Origin of the sequence: Roseateles sp. (genome assembly GCF_039595295.1) — a bacterium.
Taxonomy (GTDB): Bacteria; Pseudomonadota; Gammaproteobacteria; order Burkholderiales; family Burkholderiaceae_C; genus Roseateles.
This window is the reverse complement of sequence record NZ_JBCNLU010000029.1, coordinates 1-24,239: the sequence shown is the minus strand read 5'-3', so window position 1 is coordinate 24,239 and position 24,239 is coordinate 1. Positions and strand designations below refer to the sequence as shown.

Below are 24,239 nucleotides of genomic sequence, written 5' to 3'. Positions count from 1 at the left end.
GCTGGCACGGCTCAATGCGCGATACAACTCGCAACATGTGTGCCAGTTCGCGGAACCGGACGCCGTGCTCTGACCCTTCCGCTATCGCACATCCACACCTGAAACCGGGTGGAAACCCTTAGCGCGCACCTGCGTCAGCACGATGTCAGCCGAGGACAATGCGCGCTGTTTTTTGTTTCAGAACAGCGTCCTTCCAGGTCACGAGCCGGGAGTCGGGGCGCCGCAGCGGGCAGGCCCCGAAGGATCGAGCACAAGCATGGCGCTACAGCATTTGACCGACGAACAGGTCCGCACCTGGTCGCGCGCGCAGAAGGACGAGTGGTGGTTCAAGAACGTCTTCCGGGGCGACATGGCGCAGCTGTCGCTGCGCTCGGGCCTGACGGGCTTTTTGCTGGGCGGCGTGCTCGCCGCGACCTCGCTGTACATCGGCGCCAAGACCGGCATCAGCGTCGGCGTCGGCCTGACCTCGGTGATCCTGGCCTTCGCGATGTTCCGCATCCTGGCCCAGCTCGGATGGGCCGCGGACTACACCATCCTCGAGAACAACTGCACCCAGTCCATCGCGACCGCCGCGGGCTATGTGGTGATGCCGCTGATCTCCAGCCTGGGCGCGTACATGCTGGTCACCGACCGCATCATCCCGTGGTGGCAGATGATGATCTGGATGACCATCACCGCCACGCTGGGCGTGCTGGTCGCCTTCCCGATGAAGCGGCGCTTCATCAACGAGGACCAACTGCCCTTCCCTGAAGGCCGCGCCTGCGGCGTGGTGCTGGATTCGCTCTACAACGGCGAGGGCGGAGAAGGCATGTACAAGGCCGCGCTGCTGGCCAAGGTCGCCGGACTGGCCGCGTTCTACCAAGCCATCGTCAGCGATGGCTGGATGAAGCTGATCCAGTTCAAGATCCTGCGCATGGACAAGTGGGCCGGCATGACCGAGCCCTGGGTCTTCCACGACCGACTGGACGAGTACTACTACACCCTGGCCGTCAAGGCCGACCTGTGGATCCCCAAGATCCTGGGCACCGACTTCCGCGTGCTGGGCCTGCGCCTGACGCTGGATGCCGCGATGCTGGGCGTCGGCGGCCTGATGGGCATCGCCGTCGCCACCAGCTGCCTGATCGGCGCGGTGATGAACTTCGTCGTGCTGGCCCCGCTGATGATCCAGGCCGGCGACATCGTCCAACGCATCTCGCCCACCGGCGCGGTGATCCCGATCTCGCGCGTGGAGATTGTCAACCAGTGGTCGATGTGGTGGGGCGTGACGATGATGGTCGCGGGATCGCTGACCAGCCTGCTGGCCAAGCCGGACCTGTTCCTGGCGGTGTTCAAGGCCTTCGGCCGCAAGAAGAACGCCCCTGCCGGCAACGACCTGCTGGCTCACATCGAAGTGCCGCTGTGGATCTCCTACGTCGGCGTTCCCGTGATGGGGCTGCTGGCGGCCTACGTGGCGCATCTGTTCTTCGGCGTGCCCATGGGCATGGCGCTGATCGCCCTGCCGCTGATCTTCGTGCTGACGGTGATCTGCACGAACTCGATGGCGCTGACCTCGTGGACGCCCACCGGCGCGCTGTCCAAGATCACGCAGTTCACCATGGGCGCGATCGACCGCAGCAACCCGGCGGCCAACCTGATCCCCGCGGGCATGACCTCGGACATCGCCTCCAACGCCGCGAACCTGCTGTCGGACATCAAGCCCGGCTACATGCTGGGCGGCAAGCCGCGTCATCAGGCGGTCGGCCACGTGATCGGCATCCTGGCCGGCGCGCTGTCCTGCGTCCCGCTGTATTACCTGCTGTTCCTGCCGAAGAACGCCGACGGCGTGCGCACGACGGCGACCATCATCTCGGAGCAATTCGCGATGCCGGCCGCAGTGCAATGGCGCGGCGTGGCTGAGATCATCGCCAAGGGTCTGCACGGTCTGCCGACCTCGGCGCTGATCGCGATGGGCGTGGCCGCCGCTTGCGCCGTGGTCATCGAAGTGCTGCGCATGGCGACCAAGGGCAAGTTCCCGCTGTCGTCGGTGTCGATCGGTCTGGGCGTGGTGCTGCCGCCGGAGTCGACCTTCGCGATGTGGGTCGGCGCGATGATCTTCTGGGTCATGGGCCGGATCTACGGCAAGCAGCCCGGCTCGACCGGCTGGAAGCGCTGGGTCGATGGTTGCGAACCCGTGTGCGCGGGCCTGATCTCGGGCGCGGCGCTGATGGGCATCGGCAACGCGATCGTGAACGTGCTGATCTGAGCATGAAGCCACGGCAAGCGCCGTGGCACAATTCGGGCCCCTTAGAGGACGTGGGAACGTGCTTCAAGGGGCTTTGTCTTTCGACACTGTCTGCCCGTAGCTCAACTGGATAGAGCAGCTGCCTTCTAAGCAGCAGGTCGGGGGTTCGAGTCCCTCCGGGCAGGCCAAGATCCGGGCTCGCCGCGGCAGTGCCGCGACGGCCAAACGCGCAACTTCCTTCAACCCGCCTGTTGCGCCAACTGCCACCCCAATTCCGCCATCGGCTTGGCGCCGGCCGCCGCCTCGCGCGCCTGGGCGCTGGACGCGGTGCCGTCCTCGACCCGCTTGGCGATGCCTTGCAGGATCCCGCAGATCCGGAACAGGTTGTAGGCCAGATAGAAGTTCCAGTCCTTCATCACCGCCTGCGCGTCCCCGCGACCGGTGCGTTCGCAATAGCGGCGCACGTACTCGAGCTCGTTGGGGATGCCCAGCGACGCCAGGTCCACGCCGCCCAGGCCGCGCGCCGCGCCGCTTTTGCGGATGTGCCAGGACATGCAGTGGTAGCTGAAATCCGCCAGCGGGTGCCCCAGCGTCGACAGCTCCCAGTCCAGTACCGCCAGCACCCGCGGCTCGGTCGGATGGAAGACCAGGTTGTCCAGCCGGTAGTCGCCGTGGACGATCGCCACCTCGCGCTCGTCGCGCGCCGAGTCCGGGATGTGCGCCGGCAGCCAGTCGATCAGACGATCCATCGCCTCGTTCGGGCCGGTGATCGAAGCCTGGTATTGCTTGGTCCAGCGGCCGATCTGGCGCTCGAAATAGTTGCCCGGCTTGCCGTAGCTCTCGAGTCCCGCCGCGCGGAAGTCCACGCGGTGCAGCGCGGCGATCACACGATTCATCTCCTCGTAGATCGCGGCGCGCTCCGCGTTCGAGGCGCCGGGCAGCGTCTGGTCCCAGAGCACGCGGCCCTGCATGAACTCCATGACATAGAACGCCCGGCCGACGACGGACTCGTCCTCGCACAGCGCCAGCATGCGCGGCACCGGCACGTCGCTGCCGGTCAAGGCGCGCATCACGGTGAACTCACGTTCGATCGCGTGCGCGGAGGGCAGCAGCTTGGCCACGGGGGCCGGCTTGGCGCGCATCACATAGGTCGCGCCCGGCGTGATGAGCTTGTAGGTCGGATTGGACTGGCCGCCCTTGAACTGCTCGATCGTCAGCGGGCCGGCGAAGCCCTCGATCTCGCGCGCCAGCCAGGCGGCCAGCGCCTCGTTGTCCATCGCCTGCGAAGGGGCGCGGGTGCCGGTGAATGCATCGTCCACGGAGTCTCCTGGTTTGTCGTGATTCTGGGATCGCGACTCCCGGAGAACGTCCGGGAGCGCTCAGCGATTGGCGATGGCCAGCAGCTTCTCTTTGCTCAACACCACCAGCCGGGTCGGTTCGACGCGGACCGCGCCCTCGCGCTCGAAGCCCTTGAGCTCCTGGTTGACCCGCTGCCGCGAGGCGCCCAGCAACTGCGCCAGATCTTCCTGCGCCAGCTGCAGGCCGATGCGGATCTCTTCCGTCTCCGCGCCCTGCGTGATGCCGTAGCTGCGCGCCAGCAAGAGGATCTGCTTGGCCAGGCGCGAGGCCAGCGGACGCGTGTTCAGGTCCTCGACCACGTCGAACATCAGGCGCAGACGGCGGCAGTTCAGCCGCAGCAGCGCCTCGTACAGCTCGGTGTGGCGGTGCAGCAGGTCCTTGAAGTCGGGCTTGCGGATCACCAGCAGCGTCGTCTCGCCGTGCGCGCTGGCGTCGTGCGTGCGGGGCAGGCCGTCGAAGAGGGCGATGTCGCCGAACCAGATGCCCGGCTCGACGTAGGTCAGCGTCACCTGCTTGCCCGACAGCGACACCGAACTCACCCGCACCGCGCCGCGCGCCACGCCTATCCATTCCTCGGCCGGCTCGCCACGCACCGACATCAGCGCGCCGTCGGTCAGACGCCTCACGGTGGCGCGCGCCAGAATGTCGCTGCGCAGCGGCAGAGACAGCTTGGAGAACCACGGCCCCGACTCGATGTTGTTGCGTTCAGAAATTGTAAGAACCGAGCTGTTCATGCTTTGTCGCTGGCGTGACAAGCCAGCGGTCTCCTGATGTTCATGGTTGTCGCGGCCTATTGTGCGGGACAGCCAGCGGAGCTGCAGGCACGTCTTGACCCCTTGTGCACATCGTCGGGCGATCCCTGATTCGAGGCGGTGCCTGACTGAGATAGGCGAGAACGGCGCGCAACGGTCCGGGAACCGGGCGCTTTTCCGGGTTTTCACCGGGGACCAGCGTGCTAGAGTGAAACGCACGGCAACATCAACAACAGCGGGAATGAATCGAGACCTTCACGACCCGCGCGGCCTGTCGCCAGCGCTCAGCGTTCTCGTCATCGCCTGTCTTTCGTCCATGTCCACGTCGACATGGGCCCTCGGCGTGGGGCGCCCGCAGACGGCCTCGTCGCTGGGGCAGCCGCTCAATCTGCTGTTCCCGGTCCAGCTCTCAGCCGGCGAGAGCATTACCCCCGAATGCGTTCGCGCCGAAGTCCAGTCCGGCGACAACCCCATCCATCCGGGCGGCCTGCATTGGCAGCTCGAGGGCGATGGCCAGCGCGTCACCGGCGTGCGGCTGCGCAGCGCGCAGCGCATCGACGAGCCCATCGTCTCGGTCCAGCTGAGCCTGGGCTGCCCGTCGCGTCTGACGCGGCAGTACACCGCCTTCATCGACCCGCCCGGCCTGGGTGGCGATATGCCGCCCGAGGCCGGTACGCCGGTCGCGCCGCCGGTGTCGATCGCCTTGCAGGCGCAGCAGGAAAACAATCCCGTGGCCGCCCGCCCCGCGGCGCCCAGCGGCGCTGCGGCGGCGCGTCCCACGCAAGACCTGGCCCTCGCAGCCGCAGCGAGTCCGTCCGCCGTCACGCCGCCCGCGAGCGCGCCGGCGCGCCCGCGCAAGCCGGCCCGCAAGAACACGGAAGCGATCGCCGGCGCTGCCGAATCGACGAGTGCGGCCGGCAAGCCCACCCGCAGCGCGTCCTCCGCGAGTCCCGCTGAGCGCCGCGCCGGCAAGAACGTGGCGACCGCGCCGCGCCTCTCGCTGGAACCCATCGAGGCGCTGTCCACCCCATCCCCCGCGCTGCTGGCCGCCGAAGCCGCCGCCAGCGCGGCGAGCGCCGCCGAGCAGGCTCAGCTGCAGATGGCCGCGATGCAGAAGCAGGTCAGCGAGCTGCAGGCCGAGCAGAAGCGCACCCTGGCCGCGATGTCCGCGCTTCGGCAGGAGCTCCAAGCCGCCCGCGAGCAGGCCGCCAATGGCAGCTCGTCTTCTTCCCCTTGGGTGCTGGGCCTGAGCCTGCTCAGCCTCGCGCTCGCGGCGAGCAGTCTGCTGCTGTGGCGCAGCAATCGCGCGCAGCGGCGAGAGGCCGAGCAGCACTGGCTGAGCGATTCGGCGGTCGATTCGACTCCCGACGGCGCGGTGGAGCCCGCGCTCCCCCCCATCAGCGCGCAGCTGAGCACGCAGACCGCGCACGCTTCGCCGGTGGTGGACAGCTCGCCCGCCGCCTTGATGTCGCATCTGGCGACCGACGGTCCGCTGGTGTCGACCGCGCCCACCACGATTCCAATGCCGCTCAGCGTCGTCGAGCCGACCCATCCCGCGCCGCCGACCCCGCGCGCCCCGGCGCCTGTGGCGCCCATGGCGCGCCCAGTGACCACTGCGGCCGATGACGCCTTGCAGGCGCTGGCCGCGGTCGATTCGCTGGAGCCGCTCAGCCTGCAGCTCGACGGCGGCGACACGCGTCCGGCGCCGTTCTCGGCGGACCTGGGCCGCGCCGGTGGTCTTGGCGGCACAGTCACCGTCGAGGAACTCATCGACCTCGAGCAGCAGGTCGATTTCTTCATGGTGCTCGGCCAGGACGATGCAGCCATCGAGCTGCTCTCTTCACGCCTGAACCAGCGCGACGCGGCCAGCGGGTTGCCCTTCCTGAAGCTGATGGAGCTCTATCAGCGTCGCGGCGATCGGGAAGCCTTCGATCGCGTCGGCGCCCGCTTCGCCGAGCAGTTCCACGCCCGTTCCCCGTCGTGGAGCGACGACCTCAATGAAGGCGAGGGACTGGAGGCACATCAGGAGCTGATCGATCGGCTGGAGGCTGCCTGGCAGGACCCGGGCGGCAGCATGAGCCTGTTGCAGGATCTGCTGTCCAAGCACCAGGAGTACAGCGGCGACCTGGGCCTTCCGGCCTATCGCGATCTGCTGATGCTGTACGCGGTGGCGCGCGATCGTTCCGAGCACGAGGTGCACGGCGACTCGATCGACGTGGTGCTGCCGCTGGACGCGACCGCCGCGCCGGACATGATGGCCACGATGGTGTGGCAGTCGCCGCCTCCGGCGCCGGGTGCGCCCGCACCCGCGCGGAGGCTCACGCAGTCGGTCGACCTGGATCTGTCGCTGGTCGAGGACGAAGCGCCGCGCGATCCCAAGTCGCGCTGAGCGATCTCGAGCGCCCGGAGCGCTCGCTCAGATCCTCTTCAGACGCGTCAGCGCCTCGTCCAGCGTTTCATCCCGCTTCGCGAAGCAGAAGCGGATGACCTTCGCGTCGCTGCCGGCCGAATGGAAGGCGGACAGCGGAATCGCCGCGACGCCGATCTCCCGCGTGAGCCACTGGCACAAGGCCATGTCGTCCATCGCGGCCAGCGGCGCCGGCAGCCCCGCGTAATCCACGCACTGGAAGTAGCTGCCCGGGCAGGGGCGCAGCGCGAAAGCGGTGTCCGCCAGCCCCGCGCGGAAGCGGTCGCGCTTGCGCTGGTAGAAGTCGCTCAGGCCCAGATAGGGCGCCGGATCGCGCATGTAGCTCGCCAGACCGTGCTGCATCGCCGAGTTCACGGTGAACACGTTGTACTGGTGGACCTTGCGGAACTCCGCCATCAGCGCCGCCGGCGCCGTCACGTAGCCGACCTTCCAGCCCGTCACGTGATAGGTCTTCCCGAAGCTCGACACCACGAAGCTGCGCGCCGCCAGCTCGGGCAGGCGCGACACGCTCTGATGCTGCAGGCCGTCGTAGACCATGTGCTCGTAGACCTCGTCGCTGAGTACCAGCACCTCGGTCCCGTCCAGCAGCTCGGCCAACTGGCGCAGATCCTCGGGCGTCCAGACCGCGCCGCTGGGGTTGTGGGGGCTGTTGATCATCAGCACGCGGGTGCGCGGCGTCAGCGCGGCGCGGATGCGATCGAAGTCGGGGCGGAAGCTGGCCGGGTCCAGCGGCACCGGCACCATCACGCCGCCGGCCAGCACGATGTTGGGCGCATAGCTGTCGTAGGCCGGCTCCAGCACGATGACCTCGTCACCCGGATGCACGACCGACAGCAGCGCCGTCAGGATGGCTTGGGTCGCGCCGGCGGTGACGGTGATCTCGGTGTCGGGGTCGTACGCGTGGCCGTAGAGCGATTCGATCTTCGCCGCGATGGCCTGACGCAGCGCCGGCACGCCCGGCATGGGTGGGTACTGGTTGTGGCCGGCGCGCATGGCGGCATTGACCGCGTCCAGCAGCGCCGGATCGCCTTCGAAGTCCGGGAAGCCCTGGCCCAGGTTGACCGCCTGGTGCTGCTGCGCCAGCGCCGACATGACGCTGAAGACCGTCACGCCCAGATTCGGGAGGCGGCTCGCGGGAACGGGGGTGTGAACACGCATGGTCGGAAGCTCAGAGAGGCTCAAAGGTCGTAATCACTGGATTCGCCGTTCATCGCGCGCTGCAGCAGCGTGCGGTTCAGGCGGTCGGACAGCAGCTCGGCGAAGCTGTAGACGTAGTTGCGAAGATAGGCGCCGCGCTTGAACGCGATCCGCGCCACGTTCTGGCCCAGCAGGTGGCCCAGCGGGCGGGAGACCAGCTCGCCGCCGGGCGGGTCCTCGCGCACAGCCATCTCGGCCACGATGCCGATGCCCAGGCCGAGACGGACGTAAGTCTTGATGACGTCCGAGTCGATGGCCTCGAGCACGATGTTGGGCTTGAGGTGGCGCTGCGCGAAGGCGCGGTCGATGCGGGTGCGGCCGGTGAAGCTGGGGTGATAGGACACCAGCGGCTGCGCCGCCAGGTGCTCCAGGTCGATGCGCTCCATCTGCGCGAGCGGATGCTCGGCCCGCATCACCAGCACGTGCTGCCACTCGTAGGCGGGCAGTGTCACCAACTCCTCGAACTGGGACAGCGACTCGGTCGCCAAGCCCACGTCGGCGGTCTCGTCGATCAGCATCTTCGCGACCTGGTCCGGGCTGCCCTGATGCAGACCGATGTTGACCTGCGGGAACTGCTTGCGCAGCTGGGTGACGGGGCCGGGCAGCACGTAGCGCGCCTGCGTGTGGGTGGTGGCGATGGACAGCGTGCCGACGTCCTGCTTGGAGTACTCCTCGCCGATGCGCTTGAGGTTGCCCACCTCGCGCATGATGATCTCGATGGACTTGAGCACCTGCCGGCCGGGCTCGGTGATGCTGCGCAGGCGCTTGCCGTGGCGCGAGAAGATGTCGACGCCGAGCTCTTCCTCCAGCTCCAGGATCGCCTTGGAGACGCCGGGTTGCGAGGTGTAGAGCGCCTTGGCGGTCTCGGTCAGGTTCAGGTTGCGGCGCGCGGCCTCTTGCACGAAGCGGAACTGGTGCAGGTTCATGGCAGGGTCACGGCGAGGAGGGGAAAGCTGGGGTGGACAGCGGGTCGATGGGGATGCGCGCGGCCTCGACCAGATCCAGCGTCGCCGCGGCCATGGCGGCGATCACCGAACGCTGCTCGCCGATGGCGTCGTGCAGCAGGAAGAGGATGCCGGGATGCGCGGCCCGCAGCGACTCGATCAGCGGAGGGACGTCGCGGCGCACATGGCCGCTGGCGCCGAGGAACATCGGTACCACCTGGATGCGCTGGCAGCCGCGCGCGGCCAGCGCGCCGGCGGCGGTCGCGATGTCCGGCGTCATCAGCTCCAGATAGGCGAGTGCGATAGGCAGGTCGGGCCGGCGCGCCTGCAGCTCGGCGGCGATGGCTTGGAACGGAGCGGCCCAGGCGGGATCGCGCGCGCCGTGAGCGAAGAGCAGCAGACCATCCATGGCGAATCCTCCGGAAAGCGGGCCGGCCTCGTGACCGGCCCCATGACCGTCACGGTCGGCGATGGGGGACGTCATCGATAGCGGACCAGCCAGTAGAACGCGGCCATCGAGATGCCGAGATAGAACAGGCTGGGGGCCGACGCGACCAGCCACGGCGTCCAGTCGCGCAGCAGGCCCAGGTGGCCGGCGATCGCGTTCAGCACCACGAAGCTGATGCCCAGCATGATGCCGCCGAAGACCTTCACGCTGATGCCGCCGCTGCGGAAATGCAGATAGGCGAAGGGCAGGGCCAGCGCCACCATCACCATGCAGGCGAAGGGATAGAAGGCCTTGCGCCAGAACTGGATCTCCGGCTGCGCCGAGGACTGCTCCTGCGAGGACAGGTGGCGGGTGTAGCGATACAGCTCCAGCGTCGACATGTTCCAGGTCGGCTGCACCGCGGCGGTCACCACGCCTGCCGGGAGCTGGCTCTGCCAGGTGTAGGTCGGCAGCAGCAGCTCACGCACCGTCGGGTTGTCCGACAGCTTGTCCTGCGAGACCGCCGGATCCTTGTGATCGGGCGCGGCCGCGGCCTGGGCGCTCAAGGGTGTGGGCGTGCGGGTCCATTGCATCAGCCGCACGTCGTTCATCTGCCAGCGGCCGGAGGCGTCCACCGTCGCGTTCTTGGCGGTCAGGCGGGTGGCCATCGCGCCCTTGGCGTCGAACTCGAAGATCAGCACGTCCTCCATGGTCCCGTTGGTTCGGGCCCGACCGACGTGCACGGCATAGCTGAAGTCGCCGTCGCGGTCCTTCATCCAGGCGCCAGCCGCGTTGGACACGCCGGTGGACGAGGACTTGAGCAACTGCGCCTGCTTGTCCGCCCACGGGGTGACGAAGTCGCCGACCACGAAGGCCAGCACCGCGAAGACGAGCGCGAGCGTGCTCAGCAGACCCAGCGCCCGTTGCGGGCCCAGGCCGCCGGTGCGAAGGATGGTGAATTCGCTGGACTGCGCCAGGCGGGCCAGGCTGAAGATGGTGCCGATCAGCACGGCGATGGGCATCAGCTCGTAGAAGCGGCCCGGGAGTTTGAGCACGCAGGACCACAGCGCCAGGCCGACGCCCAGGCCCAGGCGCTGGAAGCGGTCGAGGTCGTCGATGAAGTCGACGAAGAAGAACAGCGCCAGGAACCCGGCCATGACCAGGGTGAAGGAGCTCAGGATGTCGCGGTACAGCAGCCGCCGGACGGTTCTCATGTGGGCATTCCCGGCGTGGAAGTGGACATCGAGGCGGGCGCGATGATCGCGCCGGCGGGGGCTTGGGCGGCGGCCGCCGCGGGCTCGGCGGGCGGCGGGATCACGCCGCTGCGCGGGGCGCCCAGTCGCGCGCCGTGGTCGCGCCAGACCAGCAGCAGCAGCGTCACCAGGAAGGCCGCGCCGTGCAGCGTCGCCAGGCCCGGGATCAGCTTCATCTTGCCGGCGGCCACCCAGCTCTGGCTGAGGTTGATCAGGTTGAAGTAGACGATGAAGGCCAGCAGCGCGAACAGCAGGTTCCAGTTGCTGGCGCGGCGCGGGTTGGTCGCCGAGATCCCGATGCCCAGCATCACCAGATTGACGCAGCCCAGGATCATGCCGAAGCGCCAGGCCAGCTCGCCGTCGTTCAGATTGCCGCGCTCGCGCAGCAGCTCCAGCGTCGGGCGGGTCTTGGGCGGCTTGCTGCCGCCGCCGCGCATGACCTCGTCGTCGACCACCACGCGGTACTGCTGGAAGCGCGCCACGGCCTTCTCGCCGTTGCGGGTGTCCAGGTCGTTGCGCTGACCGTGCTCCAGCACCAGCGTGCGGTTGTTGCCCTGCGTCACCAGCGCGCCGCGCGCCGAGGTCGTCACCGACTCCAGGTGCTCGGTGTTGCTCATGATGAAGACGTTGCGGGCGGCGCTCTCATTGGCCGGATCGCGCTCGATGAAGAACACGCGGCCGCCGTCATTCGAGGTCTGGAATTGGCCGGGCGCGACGCGGGAGAGATCGCTGCGCTGCTCGAATTGCTCGCGCAGCTGGGCGCTGCTCTCGTTGCTCCAGGGCCAGACGATGGTCATCAGGACCGCCACGACCACCAGCACCGGCGTGGCCATCGTCAGCACCGGCCGCACGAAGCGCGACAGGCCCAGTCCGCTCGCGAACCAGATGGTCATCTCCGATTCCTTGTACATGCGCCCCAGCGACATGACCACCGCGACGAAGAGCGACAGGCTCAGCATCACCGGCAACTGCGCCAGCGCCAGATAGCCCAGCGACAGCAGCACGTGCTGCGGGGCGACCGAGCCCTTGGCCGCCAGGCCAAGCGATCGCACCAGCAGCATCGTCACGACGATGGTCAGGATGACCACGAACGCCAGTCCGAAACTGCGGGCAAGTTCTTTGCGTACTGATGAATCGAATAACATCCGGGCACTCTATCTACTTCTCGGTATTATGGACTTTCGCTCTCAGACCGCGTCCCTCGACGCGCTGGCGTCGCACGGTGCCGACGCCCTCGTGCTGGTCATCGCCGGCGACGCGTTGCCGGCCTCGCTCGACAAGGCGGTGGCCGCGCTGATCAAGGACGCCGTCAAGCTCGGCGATTTCGAGTTCAAGACGGGTCAGGTCTTGACCCTGGTCCGTCCGGCCGGTCTGAAGACCGCACGCCTGATCATCGCCGCCAGCGGCTCGGCGTCGCTGAAGGCCGCCCGCAGCGCGCTGTCGTCGGCGCTGGGTCAGCTCAAGGGCCGCGGCGCCGCGGCCGCTTCGGTGATCTACGCCGGCTTCGGTCCGGATCTGACCGAATCCTTGGCCGAACAGACCGTGCTGGCCGCGCTGGAGGCGACCTACGTCTACCGCGAGACCAAGCCCAGCGCCCCCGCCGCGTCCAAGCTGACCAAGCTGACGCTGCTGGTCGGCAAGGACGACGTCAAGGCCGTCAAGGCCGGTCTGGTGCGCGGCCAGGCCATCGGCGCCGGCGTGGCCCTGGCGCGCGAATGCGCCAACCTGCCGCCCAACGTCGCAACCCCGGCCTACCTGGCCGACCAGACCAAGGCCCTGACCCGTTCGCACGGCATCAAGGTCGAGGTGCTGGACCAGAAGGGCATCGAGAAGCTGGGCATGGGCTCCTTCCTGTCCGTGGCCAAGGGCTCGGACGTGCCCCCGCGTTTCATCGTCGCCAAGTACGAAGGCGCCGCCAAGACCCAGGCCCCCGTGGTCCTGGTCGGCAAGGGCATCACCTTCGATTCGGGCGGCATCTCGCTGAAGCCGGGCGCCGGCATGGACGAGATGAAGTTCGACATGGGCGGCGCGGCTTCGGTGCTGGGCACCCTGCGCGCCGTGGCCGAGCTCAAGCCCAAGATCAACCTGGTCGTGCTCATCGCCGCCTGCGAGAACATGCCCAGCGCCCGTGCCGTCAAGCCGGGTGACGTGGTCACCTCGATGTCGGGTCAGACCATCGAGATCCTGAACACCGATGCCGAAGGCCGCCTGATCCTGTGCGACGCGCTGACCTATGCCGAGCGCTTCAAGCCCGCGGCCGTGGTCGACGTGGCGACGCTGACCGGCGCCTGCGTGATCGCCCTGGGCGGCGTGCGCTCCGGCATGTACGCGAGCGACGACGAGCTGGCCTCGGCCCTGAGCGCCGCTGGCGACGCCGCGCTGGATCCGTGCTGGCGCCTGCCGCTGGACGACGAGTACTCGGAAGGTCTGAAGACCAACTTCGCCGACGTGGCCAACGTGGCCGGTCGCGAGGGCGGCTCCATCACCGCCGCGAAGTTCCTGCAGCGCTTCGCCTCCAAGTACCGCTGGGGTCACCTGGACATCGCCGGTACCGCCTGGAAGGGCGGCGGCGCCAAGGGTGCCACCGGTCGTCCGGTCGGCCTGCTGACGCACTTCGTGCTGTCGCAGGTCCGCTGAGCGCGGATCGCGTTCGGCGGATCAGGGGAGGGCGCGTCCGGTGACGGAAGTCAACTTCTATACCGGCGTGCCCGACCGACAGCTCTACGCCTGCCGCCTGCTGCGCAAGACGCAGGCGGCCGGTCTGAGCGTCGGCATCTGGGGCCCGATGCGGCTGCTGGAGCGGCTGGACCAGACGCTGTGGACCTTCGAGCCCGGCGAATTCATCCCCCACCTGCTGCTGCGCGGGGAAACCTCGGCGCTGCTGCGGGAGCGCACGCCGATCCTGATGTCCGACCAGCTCGACCAGCTGACCGGGTGCCAGGTCTTGCTCAACTTCGAGCCCGAGGTCCCTCCCGGGCTGGAGCGCTTCGAGCGCGTGCTCGAACTGGTGTCCACGGACGCCGATCAGGTCGCCGCGGGCCGTGCTCGCTTCAAGGCCTACAAGGCCCTGGGCCTGACGCTGAACCATCACGTGATGTCGACTTGAGGTCGGCTTGAAGCCGGCCCGATTCCGCCCTGAGATCACACCAGTGGGCGGAAATCCGCACTCGTTGCACGAGGGGTGTGCGCGCTGTCGCACTCCTGCGAAAACCATCCGGGTTTGCCCCGGTGACAAGGGCGCGACAACGCCCGCCGCGTGAGCAGGTTCACAGCATTTTCACTATGGAGTCGCTTCGGCCTTCGGGGTATGGTCATCCGCGTTGAGAACTCAACGTCATTCCACATTTCCCCGAGTCGGAGGATCCTGAGATGCAATCGAAGCTGAATGTGATCGTGGGTGCGGTCGCCCTGTCCCTGGGCGGCGCCGCGCTGGCGCAGGATGCGGTGGTCAAGATCGGCCACGTCGGTCCCACCAGCGGCGCGATCGCGCACCTGGGCAAAGACAACGAGCTGGGCGCCCGCATGGCCATCGATGAGCTGAACGCCAAGGGCGTCACCATCGGCGGCAAGAAAGTGAAGTTCGAGCTGCTGGCGGAAGACGACGCCGGCGATCCCAAGCAAGGCACCGCCGCCGCGCAGAAGCTGGTCGACAGCAAGGTCAACGGCGTCATCGGCCACCTGAACTCCGGCACGACGATTCCCGCGTCCAAGATCTACAGCGACGCCGGCATCCCGCAGATCTCGCCCTCGGCGACCAACCCCAAGTACACCCGCAACGGCTACAAGACCGCGTTCCGCGTCGTGGCTGACGACGTGCACCTGGGCGGCACGCTGGGCAAGTACGCCGTGACGCAGCTCAAGGGCAAGTCCATCGCCGTGATCGACGACCGCACCGCCTACGGCCAGGGCGTCGCCGACGAGTTCGAGAAGGGCGTCAAGGCCGCCGGCGGCAAGGTCGTCGGTCGCGAGTTCACCAACGACAAGGCCACGGACTTCACCGCCATCCTGACCTCCCTGAAGGGCAAGAAGCCCGACGTGGTGTTCTTCGGCGGCATGGACGCCGTGGCCGGCCCGATGCTGCGCCAGATGAAGCAGCTGGGCATCGAAGCCAAGTTCATGGGCGGCGACGGCATCTGCACGGCCGAACTGCCCAAGCTGTCCGCCAACACCGTCGCCGACAGCCAGGTCGTCTGCGCGGAAGCGGGCGGCGTCGAGGGCGAGTCCAAGAAGTCGCTGGACGCCTTCAAGACCAAGTTCAAGGACAAGTACAAGGTCGACGTCCAGATCTATGCACCCTACGTGTACGACGCGGTCAACGTGATGGCCGACGCCATGGTGCGTGCCAAGTCCTCCGATCCCAAGGTCTACCTGCCTGTGCTGGCCAAGACCTCGGATTACAAGGGTGTGACCGGCACCATCGCCTTCGACGCCAAGGGCGACATCAAGAACGGCGCGCTGACCCTGTACACCTACAAGGGCGGCAACCGCGAGCAGATCGCCGTGGTGCGCTGATCCCCGCGACGAGCTTTCCGCTCTCTGAAAACGCCCACTTCGGTGGGCGTTTTTTTTCGCTGCGTGAATCCCGACCGGAGCGCCGTGCGGGGGGGGCGCAACTGTCCCCTGATCGTGGGATCACCCCCCTCACTCGCGTGCATTCCCGCACGCGGGTGGCCCAAAGCATTCAGTCAGGGGGTTTGCGCCTACCGGCCGCTACAGACAATCGCACCCGTCAACCGGCCGCTGGCTCGAAACGAGCATGTCATAGAGAGCCCACGGCGGTCGACGACATCGGGTAAGTGCAACCGGGATTGCAAGGCGTGAGCCCCTTCAAACGGGGGGCTTTCAAGCCAGGGGGTGGGAGGCATGATGCCCCCCGCAACAGACGTCACCCTCTGTAAGAGGTGGGGCATCGGTCGCGTAGCAGTCCAAGGTTCAGCCCAGGTCGTCGACAGCGTCCTCCGCGGACGCCGGGACCACTTTGGGGACTGGCATGATTCGAATTTTTAACCATTACCTCCATCGTCGTACCCTGATCCAGGTGATGTTCGACCTGGGTCTGATCGTGGCGGCGGTCTTTGCGGTGGCGTTGAGCCAGGGCAGCAGCGAGCACATGATGAGCTTCGCTGCGTCTTACGGCCTGTCTCTGGCGGGCGGGATGTTCGTCATCAACTCCGCGTCCGGTCTCTACTCCCAATCCCACAAGCGGTCGCTGACGCAATCCTGCGCGCGGGCGCTGTTCGCGTTGCTCATCGGCCTGCCGCTGGCCTACGGCCTGTTCAGCCTGATCCCCGCGACCGTCTCGCATCGCGAGCTGCTCACCACCACCGCCATGCTGGCCGTCGCGCTGGTGATGGTGCACCGCGTTTATGCCGCGCATTCGGGCGCCCAAGGCGCCGGCCGGACCAAGATCCTGATCTTCGGCAGCGGCCATGCCGCGCTGGCCGTCAGCGAAAGCCTGCGCGCCGCGGACCCGCATGCGCAGATCGTCGGCTTCCTGCCCGGTCCGAATGAAGTGGACCCACAAGTCCCGGTCGACCAGGTCATCGCCTCCAATGAAAGCCTGACCGACGCCGCCATGCGTCTGGGCGTGGACGAGATCGTCGTCGCGCTGTCCGAGCGCCGCGGCGGCAGCATGCCGCTGCGCCAGCTGCTGGACTGCAAGCTCTACGGCATCCGTGTCGTGGACCTGGCCACCTACTTCGAGAAGACCCTGGCGCAGATCAAGATCAGCCACGTGCATGCGGGCTGGCTGATCTTCGGCGACGGCTTCAATCAAGGCGTGCTGCGCAGCGCGGTCAAGCGCGTCTTCGACATCGCGTCCTCGCTGCTGCTGCTGATCTGCACCGCGCCGATCATGGCCGTCACCGCGCTGCTGATCAAACTCGAATCGCCCGGCGGTATCTTCTACACGCAAGAGCGCGTCGGCTTGAACGGCGCGACCTTCAAGGTGATCAAGTTCCGCAGCATGCGCAACGACGCCGAGAAGGATGGCCGCCCGCAGTGGGCGACCAAGAACGACGCCCGCGTCACCCGCGTCGGCAACTTCATCCGCAAGGTCCGCATCGACGAGCTGCCGCAGCTGATCAACGTGCTGCGCGGCGAGATGAGCATGGTCGGTCCGCGTCCGGAGCGGCCGTTCTTCGTCGACGAGCTGGTCGCGCAAATCCCGTATTACGCGGTGCGTCACAGCGTCAAGCCGGGCGTGACCGGCTGGGCGCAGGTGCGCTACGAATACGGTTCCACCATCGAGGATTCCCTCGAGAAGCTGCAGTACGACCTGTACTACGTCAAGAACCACACCCTGTTCCTCGATCTGCTGATCATGCTGGAAACGGTGGCCGTGGTGCTGACGGGCCGGGGGGCGCGCTGAGCGCGGCGCCGGAGCTTCGCGCTCCCAGCGCCTCGCCCGGTTCGCGCCCGTCGTCCACCCACGCGGCGCACGCGGCGGGGCATTGATCCATGTGGCATGACAGTCTGAGCCTGGGCACCGCGTCCGGGATCGTCGCGGTATTGGCGCACCTGGCCCTGGCGGTGGCGGTGCTGCCTCAATTCGGCCAGCAGCGGCGTCGCGCCCTGCGCCTGGAAGCCGCGCTGCTGCTGACCGCCTTGTGGGCCGGTCTGGACGCGGCGGTGGAGCAGGGCTGGCTCGGCCATCAGCAATGGCCCGCGATGCTGCTGCTGCCGCTGTGCGACGTCTTGCGCTACGGGGCCTGGTTCGCCTTCATCCTCGGTCTGATCGAGCCCCGCGCTGATGACTTGGCCGCCGGCCGTCATCCGGCCGCGGGCGTCGTGCGTCCCTTGCAAGGCCTGGCGGGCGCCGGCGTGATCGCCGCCGTCGTGCTGACGCTGTGGCATTACTGGAGCGCCCAGCCCTTCAGCGAGCAGCAACGGCCGATGACCCTGGCCTGGTTGGGCCTGGCGGTGTTCGGGCTGGTGTTGCTGGAGCAGATGCTGCGCAACATCCACGTCGACGCCCGATGGAACGCCAAGCCGGTCTGCCTGGGACTGGGCGCGGTCTTCGCCTTCGACGTCTTCGTCTTCTCGCAGGCTTCGCTCTTCCAGCAGTTCGACAGCGATGCGCTGAGCGTGCGCGCCGCCGTGCACAGCCTGGCCGTGCCGCTGTTGTGGCTGGCCAGCCGCCGCCACAAGAAGTGGCTGGACAAGCTGCATGTCTCGCGCACCGCGGCCTTCCATTCGGCCACGCTGCTGATCGTGGGCGTGTACCTGCTGGGCGTGTCCGGCATCGGCTACTACGTGCGCTACACCGGCGGCGAATGGGGCCGCGCGCTGCAGCAGGTGCTGCTGGCGGTGGGCGTGCTGGCGCTGCTGGTGATGGGGCTGTCGGGCTCGCTGCGCGCGAAGCTGCGGGTCTACATCAGCAAGCACTTCTTCAGCTATCGCTACGACTATCGCCAGGAGTGGCTGCGCTTCACCGCGATGCTGTCGGCCAGCGCGTCTCCCGCCGAGCTGGGCGAATCGGTCATCCGCGGTCTGGCGCATCTGGTCGAGAGCCCGTCCGGCGCGCTGTGGCTGCGCCGCGGCGGCGGCGCCGAGGACTATCAGCAGGCCGCCCGCTGGAACCTGGTCGACGCGCGCGATCCCGTCACGCCCGACGCCGCGATGCTGCATCTGCTGCGTGACCGCGCGTGGATCGTGGACCTGGACGAATGGCGCCGCCGCCCCGAGGCCTACGAGCACATCGCGCTGCCGGAGGCCGTGGCCGGCGATCCGCGGCACTGGCTGCTGGTGCCGCTGCTCAACGCCGGCGCGCTCACGGGCTGGGTCATCCTGGGCCAGCCGCGCACCCGCATGGAAGTGAACTGGGAGGTGCGCGACCTGCTGCGCACCGCCGCCCAGCAGGCCGCCAGCTACCTGGCGCAGATGCAGGCCGCCGAGGCGCTGCTGGAGGCGCGCAAGTTCGAGGCCTTCAACCGCATGTCGGCCTTCGTCGTGCACGACCTGAAGAACATCGTCACGCAGCTCTCGCTGATGATGAAGAACGCCAAGCGGCTGAGGGACAACCCGGAGTTCCAGCAGGACATGCTGGACACCGTTGAAAACTCGCTGGAGAAGATGCGCCAGCTGATGCTGCAATTGCGCGAGGGCGACAAGCCGCATCACGGCAGCGCCGGCGGCGTCGCGCTGACGGCCATCGCCCGGCGGCTCGCGGCGGCGGCGGTGAGCAAGGGCCGCGCGCTGGAGCTGGAGCTGCGCGACGAGGTCAGCGCCCGCGGGCACGAGGAACGCATCGAGCGCGTGCTCGGCCATGTGGTGCAGAACGCGCTGGACGCCACGCCCATCGACGGGCGCGTGTCGCTGCGATTGCAACGCATGGGCAGCAACGCGCAGGTGGAAGTGGAAGATACTGGCTGCGGCATGACCCAGGAATTCATGGACCAGCGGCTGTTCAAGCCCTTCCAGACGACGAAAGCCGCAGGCATGGGCATCGGCGCCTACGAGAGCTATCAGTACCTGCAGGAACTAGGGGGGAAGATCAACGTGGAAAGTGCGCCCGGACGAGGCACCAAGGTGACCATCTTGCTGCCGCTGTTTTTCGCCCAGTCGGGCAGTGACGCCGGACTGGTGGAGGCCCGATGAGCGCTCAAGCTCCGTCGCTGCTCATCGTCGAGGACGACCTCGCGCTGCAGAAGCAGCTCAAGTGGTCCATGGATCGCTTCGAGTCGGTCACCGCCGACGACGTCGCCACCGCGGTGCTGCAATTCCGCCGGCACAAGCCGCCCGTCGTCACGATGGACCTGGGCCTGCCGCCGGACCAGGACTCGGTGTCCGAAGGCTTCCGGCTGCTTGAAAAACTCATCGAGTTGGAGCCGAGCACGAAAGTGATCGTGCTCACCGGCCAGAACGACCAGGGCAACGCGCTGCGCGCCATCCGCATGGGCGCCTACGATTTCCTGTCCAAGCCGGTGGATCCGGACGTGCTGGTGCTGACCGTGGAGCGCGCCATGCGCCTGCACGAGCTGCAGCAGGAGAACCAGCGCCTGCTGACCCAGCAGGACGGCGAGCCCACCGGCAAGCTGGTCACGCGCGACGCGCAGATGCAGCGCATCTGCCGCACCGTCGAGCGCGTGTCCGGCAGCGACGCCACCGTGCTGCTGCTCGGCGAGAGCGGCACCGGCAAGGAGGTGCTGGCGCAGTCGTTGCACGACGCCTCCAAGCGCAAGGGCCGCTTCGTCGCGATCAACTGCGCGGCCATCCCGGAAGCGCTGCTGGAGAGCGAGCTCTTCGGCTACGAGCGCGGCGCCTTCACCGGCGCGACCAAGACCACCATCGGCAAGATCGAGACCGCCAACGGCGGCACGCTGATGCTCGATGAAATCGGCGATCTGCCAATGTCGCTGCAGGCCAAGCTGCTGCGCTTCCTGCAGGAGCGCAACATCGAGCGCCTGGGCGGCCGGCAGGAGATCGCGGTGGACGTGCGCATCGTCGGCGCGACGCACCAGGATCTGAAGGCCAAGATCGAGCAGGGCCTGTTCCGCGAGGACTTGTATTACCGCCTGGCCGAGATCGTCGTCGACATCCCGCCGCTGCGCGATCGCGCCGGAGACGCGGTGCTGCTGTCCCACGCGTTCTTGCGCCGCTTCTCGTCCGAGCAACGCCGGCCCATCCTGCGCCTGTCCGACGAAGCCATCCGCGCCGTCGAGGCGCACCGCTGGCCGGGGAACGTGCGCGAGCTGCAGAACCTCATGAAGCGCGCGTCCATCATGGCCGACGGCGACCGCATCACCGCCGACGACCTGGGCTTGCCGGTGCCGGGCGGCGATGCGCCGTCCGCGGACCAGGAGCTGGACCTGCGCACGGTGCGCGAGCGCGCCGAGCGTCAGGCGGTTGTCGCCGCATTGGCACGGACCGATGGCAACATCGCCAAGTCCGCCGATCTGCTGGGCGTGAGCCGCCCGACTTTGTACGATCTCATGGCCCGCCTCGGCATCAAGGCCTGAGCGGTGAACCGCAAGCCGCGGCGCGCAGAATGCGGCGGCTTTGTCCTTGAGTTCCATCCGATTCACGTGACCGCGAAAGAGACACGCATGTCCCGCAAGAACCAGAACGGCCCCGCACAGGGGCGACAAGCCGGCGCGGAGGGCGCCACCGACCGTCGATCGGGGCTGCAGGCCCGCCGCCTGATGCGCGGCGGCGCGGGCGCGCTGGCGCTGGGATCGGCGCTGCTGCTGGCCGGCTGCTTCGGCGACTCGGCGCAGGACCTGCTGAAGTCGGCCAAGGAACACCTGGACAAGAAGGACGCCAAGGGCGCGGTCATCCAGCTCAAGAACGCGCTGCAGAAGGACGACTCGCTGGCCGAGGCGCGCTTCCTGCTGGCCCGCGCGCTGCTGGACAGCGGCGACGTGGCCGGCGCGGTCATTGAGGCGGACAAGGCCAGGACGCAAGGCTTCAAGAGCGACGCCATGTCGGCGCTGCAGGCCAAGCTGCTGATGCGCCAGGGCAAGCTCGAGGAGCTGTTCGCCCAGTTCGGCGCGGTCCATCTGGCCACCGCGGCCGACGAAGCCGATCTGCAATCGACGCTGGTCAGCGCCTACGTGGCCAAGGGCGATCTGCCCAAGGCGCGGACGGCCGTCGACGCGGCGGTGCGCGCGGCGCCGGACTCGGCCGCGGTGCGACTGCTCAACGCGCGATTGCTGGCGACCGAAGGCAAGGCGACCGAGGCGCGCGCCGAAGTGGACGCGCTGCTGGCCAAGACGCCCGACTCGGCCGAGGCCTGGACCTTCAAGGGGGAGCTGCAGACCAATGCCAAGGAGCCGGCCGCCGACGCGATCGCGAGCTTCCGCAAGGCGCTGTCGCTGGACAAGAAGCAGACCGCCGCGCATTCCGCGCTGGTCAACCTGCTGATGCGCGAGGGCGACAAGGCAGGGGCCGCCGCGGCGCTCAAGGAGATGCGCGCCGCCGTGCCGACGCAGCCGCAGACGCTGTTCCTGGGCGCGATCATGGCGCTCGAGGCCAACAACCTGAAGGAAGCGACCGAGCTGTCGCAGGCGCTGCTCAAGATGGCGCCGAGCAACGACAACGCGTTGTATCTGGCCGGCCGCGTCGCGCTGGCCAACGGCGATCTGCGCTCGGCGGAATCGAATTTCGCCAAGGTCCTGAACTCGGCGCCGGAGGCGGTCAACGCCCGCGTCGCGTTGGCCCAGCTGCAGCTGCGCGCCGGCGATCTCGATCAGGCCATGTCCACGCTGCAACCCGCGCTGGACGCCAAGATCCCCAACAGCGAGGCGCTCTCGCTGGGCGCGGCCATCCGCCTGCGCCAGGGCCAGGGCGCCGAGGCCGAGCGCCTGATGACCCGCGCCAGCGAGCTCAATCCCGGCGACATCCGCAGCCGCATCGGCCTGGCGCTGGCGCAGATCCAGAAGGGCCAGGAGGCGCAGGGCATCGCGGCGCTGCGCACGCTGACGGCGCAGGATCCGGGCACGCTGGCGGACACCGCGCTGATCAGCGCCCTGGTGCGCAAGCGCGACGACGCGGGCGCTCAAGCGGCGATCTCGGCGCTGGAGAAGAAGGCTCCCAAGGCCGCCACCGCGCCCGAGCTGCGCGGCAGCCTGGCCAAGATCCGCGGCGACAAGGCCGGCGCCCGCGCCCAGTTCGAGGAGGCCGCCAAGCGTGAGCCGGCGTCGATGAGCGTGGCCAACAGCCTGGCCGAGCTGGACATGCTCGACGGCAAGCCGCAGGACGCGGTCAAGCGCTATGAAGCGGTGCTCAAGGCCGATCCCAAGCAACTGCGCGCCGAGCTGGCCGTCATCGGCCTGAAGCTCAACAACCAGCTGATCGACAAGGACGCCGCCGCCAAGCGTCTGGTCGAGCTGACCAAGTCGCATCCGGACGACGTGCCGACCCGCACCGCGGCGGTGTCGCTGCTGGCGCAGCAGAAGGACCTGAAGCAGGCGCTGTCGCTGGCACAGGAAGGCGTCACCGCCTATCCGGACAAGGCCGAACTGATCGACCTGCTGGGCCAGGTGCAAGCCTCCAGCGGTGAGCGCCAGCAGGCCCTGACCAACTTCAACAAGGTCGCGACGCTGATGCCGCGCTCACCGCTGGGCCAGATGCGCCTGGCCGAGCTCGCCGTGCAGTCGGGCGACAAGGAAGCGGCGGCGACCGCGCTCAAGCGCGCTCAGGGGATCGCCCCGGGTGATGCCGAACTGGCCCGCAAGGTCGCCGAGCGCGCCATGCAGATCCAGAAGCCGGAGATCGCCTTGACCGCGGCCAAGGGTCTGCAGACCGCCGCGCCGCAGTCGCCCACCGGCTGGATCCTGGAGGGCGATCTTGCCCGCGCCCGCAAGGACTGGTCGGCGTCGCTGGCCTCGTACCGCAAGGCCGAGCAGATGGCCGGGGATTCGGCCAGCACCGATCTGGCGATGGCCCTGCATGGCACGCTGGTGCAGGCCGGCAAGAAGGACGAGGCGGCCAGCTACGCCAATGGCTGGCTGGCGCGCCACAAGCAGGACGCGCTCTTCCTGTACCACCTGGGCGATGTCGCGCTGCAGCAGTCCGACTTCGCGCAGGCGGACCAGCGCTATCAGGCGGTGCTGGCGCTGAGCCCGCGCCATGCCGCGGCGATGAACAACATCGCCTGGCTGCGTGTGCGCGCCGGCAAGGCCGATGAAGGCCTGAAGTTTGCCGAGAAGGCCAACGAGCTGCGTCCGAAGACACCCCCGTACATGGACACCTGGGCCGAGGCCCTGGCCGCCAAGGGCCAGACTGCCAAGGCGATCGAGGTCCAGAAGCAGGCCGTGGAACTGGCGCCGTCGGTGGCGGGATTCCGCCTGCGATTGGCGCAGCTGTATGTGGCGGCGGGCAACAAGACGGAAGCCCAGGCGGAACTCAAGCGCCTGGCTGATCTGGGTCCGAGTTTCGATCAACAAGCCGAGGTGCAGAAGCTGCAAGCCTCGATCCGCTGAGGCGCTTCGAATCGCCCAGGCGGGCCGACGGCGCGCGGACCACCGCGCCCAGGGAGACGGTCATGAGCCAGATTCGACGTTCCAGTCTGCGCAAGCGCTTCCATCAGGGGCTGCGCAGTGTGTTTTCCAGTCTGCCCAAGCCGATCCGTTTCGGCATCTACCGGCGCATGGTCGATTGCGACCCCGCGCCGTCGGAGCGGCTGGAGCTGAAGGTCGCCGACACGCGGGAGGAACTGGACGCCTGCTTCCGCATCCTGCACGACGCCTACGTGGGCAGCGGCTTCATGAAGCCCGACCCCAGCGGCATGCGGGTGACGCAGTACCACGCGCTTCCCACCACGACCACGCTGTGCGCCAAGTACGACGGGGTGGTGGTAGGCACCATCTCGATGGTGCGCGAGGGGGTGTTCGGCTTCCCGCTGCAGTCGGTGTTCGACCTCGAGGGGGTGCGGGCCAAGGGCGGCAAGATCGCGGAGATCTCGGCGCTGGCGGTGGCACCGGCCTTCCGCAAGACCGGCGGGGCGATCCTGTTCCCGCTGATGAAGTTCATGCACCAGTACTGCACCGAGTATTTCGATACCCGGCACCTGGTCATCGCGGTGAACCCCGACAAGATCGAGCTCTACGAGGCGCTGCTCTTCTTCAAGCGCCTGCGCGAGCAGACGGTGGACAACTACGACTTCGCCAACGGCGCGCCGGCGGTGGGGGCGACGCTGGACCTGCACGAGGCCGACC

The 24,239-nt window shown here is 68.1% G+C and carries 17 protein-coding genes and 1 tRNA gene; 11 read left to right on the top strand and 7 right to left on the bottom strand.

Going from position 1 to position 24,239, the window contains the following annotated elements; genetic code table 11:
• Positions 1-256 precede the first annotated feature (256 nt).
• Together ABDW59_RS18375 and ABDW59_RS18370 are read left to right on the top strand one after the other, a co-directional pair.
• Complete coding sequence (locus ABDW59_RS18375; RefSeq protein WP_343631708.1) at positions 257-2,242, top strand: OPT family oligopeptide transporter; 1,986 nt, start codon at positions 257-259, stop codon at positions 2,240-2,242.
• Between the two features lie 90 nt (positions 2,243-2,332).
• Positions 2,333-2,409: transfer RNA gene (locus ABDW59_RS18370), tRNA-Arg, on the top strand.
• A gap of 51 nt (positions 2,410-2,460) precedes the next feature.
• On the opposite strand, the gene ABDW59_RS18365 is transcribed toward ABDW59_RS18370, so the two are convergent.
• Together ABDW59_RS18365 and ABDW59_RS18360 are read right to left on the bottom strand one after the other, a co-directional pair.
• On the bottom strand, positions 2,461-3,498 hold the full coding sequence (locus tag ABDW59_RS18365; protein WP_343631820.1) for a phosphotransferase family protein: 1,038 nt from the start codon (positions 3,496-3,498) through the stop codon (positions 2,461-2,463).
• A gap of 102 nt (positions 3,499-3,600) precedes the next feature.
• Positions 3,601-4,314: a Crp/Fnr family transcriptional regulator gene (locus tag ABDW59_RS18360; protein ID WP_343631706.1), complete on the bottom strand. Its 714-nt coding sequence runs from the start codon at positions 4,312-4,314 to the stop codon at positions 3,601-3,603.
• Positions 4,315-4,573: 259 nt separating this feature from the next.
• On the opposite strand from ABDW59_RS18360, the gene ABDW59_RS18355 reads away from it, so the two are divergent.
• Positions 4,574-6,721 carry a hypothetical protein gene (locus ABDW59_RS18355; protein WP_343631704.1) on the top strand — a complete coding sequence of 716 codons (2,148 nt, stop codon included), beginning with the start codon at positions 4,574-4,576 and terminating at the stop codon, positions 6,719-6,721.
• Between the two features lie 27 nt (positions 6,722-6,748).
• Here ABDW59_RS18355 and ABDW59_RS18350 read toward each other — a convergent pair whose 3' ends face one another.
• From ABDW59_RS18350 to lptF, 5 genes are all read right to left on the bottom strand, one after another.
• Positions 6,749-7,918 (bottom strand): pyridoxal phosphate-dependent aminotransferase, encoded by a 1,170-nt coding sequence (locus tag ABDW59_RS18350; RefSeq protein ID WP_343631702.1) that lies wholly within the window; start codon positions 7,916-7,918, stop codon positions 6,749-6,751.
• Between the two features lie 20 nt (positions 7,919-7,938).
• Positions 7,939-8,883 (bottom strand): CysB family HTH-type transcriptional regulator, encoded by a 945-nt coding sequence (locus ABDW59_RS18345; protein WP_343631700.1) that lies wholly within the window; start codon positions 8,881-8,883, stop codon positions 7,939-7,941.
• Positions 8,884-8,890: 7 nt separating this feature from the next.
• Positions 8,891-9,310 carry a CbiX/SirB N-terminal domain-containing protein gene (locus tag ABDW59_RS18340; protein ID WP_343631699.1) on the bottom strand — a complete coding sequence of 140 codons (420 nt, stop codon included), beginning with the start codon at positions 9,308-9,310 and terminating at the stop codon, positions 8,891-8,893.
• Positions 9,311-9,381: 71 nt separating this feature from the next.
• Positions 9,382-10,542, bottom strand: coding sequence for an LPS export ABC transporter permease LptG (lptG, locus tag ABDW59_RS18335; protein WP_343631698.1), 1,161 nt, complete (start codon positions 10,540-10,542; stop codon positions 9,382-9,384).
• Positions 10,539-11,726 (bottom strand): LPS export ABC transporter permease LptF, encoded by a 1,188-nt coding sequence (gene lptF, locus ABDW59_RS18330; RefSeq protein WP_343631696.1) that lies wholly within the window; start codon positions 11,724-11,726, stop codon positions 10,539-10,541. Before lptF ends, lptG begins: the two co-directional genes overlap by 4 nt.
• Before the next feature lie 28 nt (positions 11,727-11,754).
• Here lptF and ABDW59_RS18325 point away from each other — a divergent pair, with 28 nt between their 5' ends.
• The 8 genes from ABDW59_RS18325 to ABDW59_RS18290 all read left to right on the top strand — a co-directional run.
• A complete protein-coding gene (locus ABDW59_RS18325) occupies positions 11,755-13,218 on the top strand; it encodes a leucyl aminopeptidase (RefSeq protein WP_343631694.1) in 1,464 nt (487 codons plus the stop codon).
• 40 nt (positions 13,219-13,258) lie between these two features.
• Complete coding sequence (locus ABDW59_RS18320; RefSeq protein WP_343631692.1) at positions 13,259-13,687, top strand: DNA polymerase III subunit chi; 429 nt, start codon at positions 13,259-13,261, stop codon at positions 13,685-13,687.
• Positions 13,688-13,950: 263 nt separating this feature from the next.
• Positions 13,951-15,093 (top strand): branched-chain amino acid ABC transporter substrate-binding protein, encoded by a 1,143-nt coding sequence (locus ABDW59_RS18315; RefSeq protein WP_343631690.1) that lies wholly within the window; start codon positions 13,951-13,953, stop codon positions 15,091-15,093.
• Positions 15,094-15,571: 478 nt separating this feature from the next.
• A complete protein-coding gene (locus ABDW59_RS18310; protein WP_343631688.1) occupies positions 15,572-16,951 on the top strand; it encodes a TIGR03013 family XrtA/PEP-CTERM system glycosyltransferase in 1,380 nt (459 codons plus the stop codon).
• Between the two features lie 89 nt (positions 16,952-17,040).
• Positions 17,041-19,179 carry an XrtA/PEP-CTERM system histidine kinase PrsK gene (gene prsK / locus ABDW59_RS18305; protein ID WP_343631686.1) on the top strand — a complete coding sequence of 713 codons (2,139 nt, stop codon included), beginning with the start codon at positions 17,041-17,043 and terminating at the stop codon, positions 19,177-19,179.
• A complete protein-coding gene (gene prsR / locus ABDW59_RS18300; protein ID WP_343631684.1) occupies positions 19,176-20,540 on the top strand; it encodes a PEP-CTERM-box response regulator transcription factor in 1,365 nt (454 codons plus the stop codon). The genes prsK and prsR overlap by 4 nt, the downstream gene beginning before the upstream one ends.
• Before the next feature lie 87 nt (positions 20,541-20,627).
• Positions 20,628-23,504 (top strand): XrtA/PEP-CTERM system TPR-repeat protein PrsT, encoded by a 2,877-nt coding sequence (gene prsT / locus ABDW59_RS18295; protein ID WP_343631682.1) that lies wholly within the window; start codon positions 20,628-20,630, stop codon positions 23,502-23,504.
• A gap of 62 nt (positions 23,505-23,566) precedes the next feature.
• On the top strand, positions 23,567-24,239 hold a 673-nt coding region (locus ABDW59_RS18290; protein ID WP_343631680.1), incomplete at its 3' end, for a GNAT family N-acetyltransferase.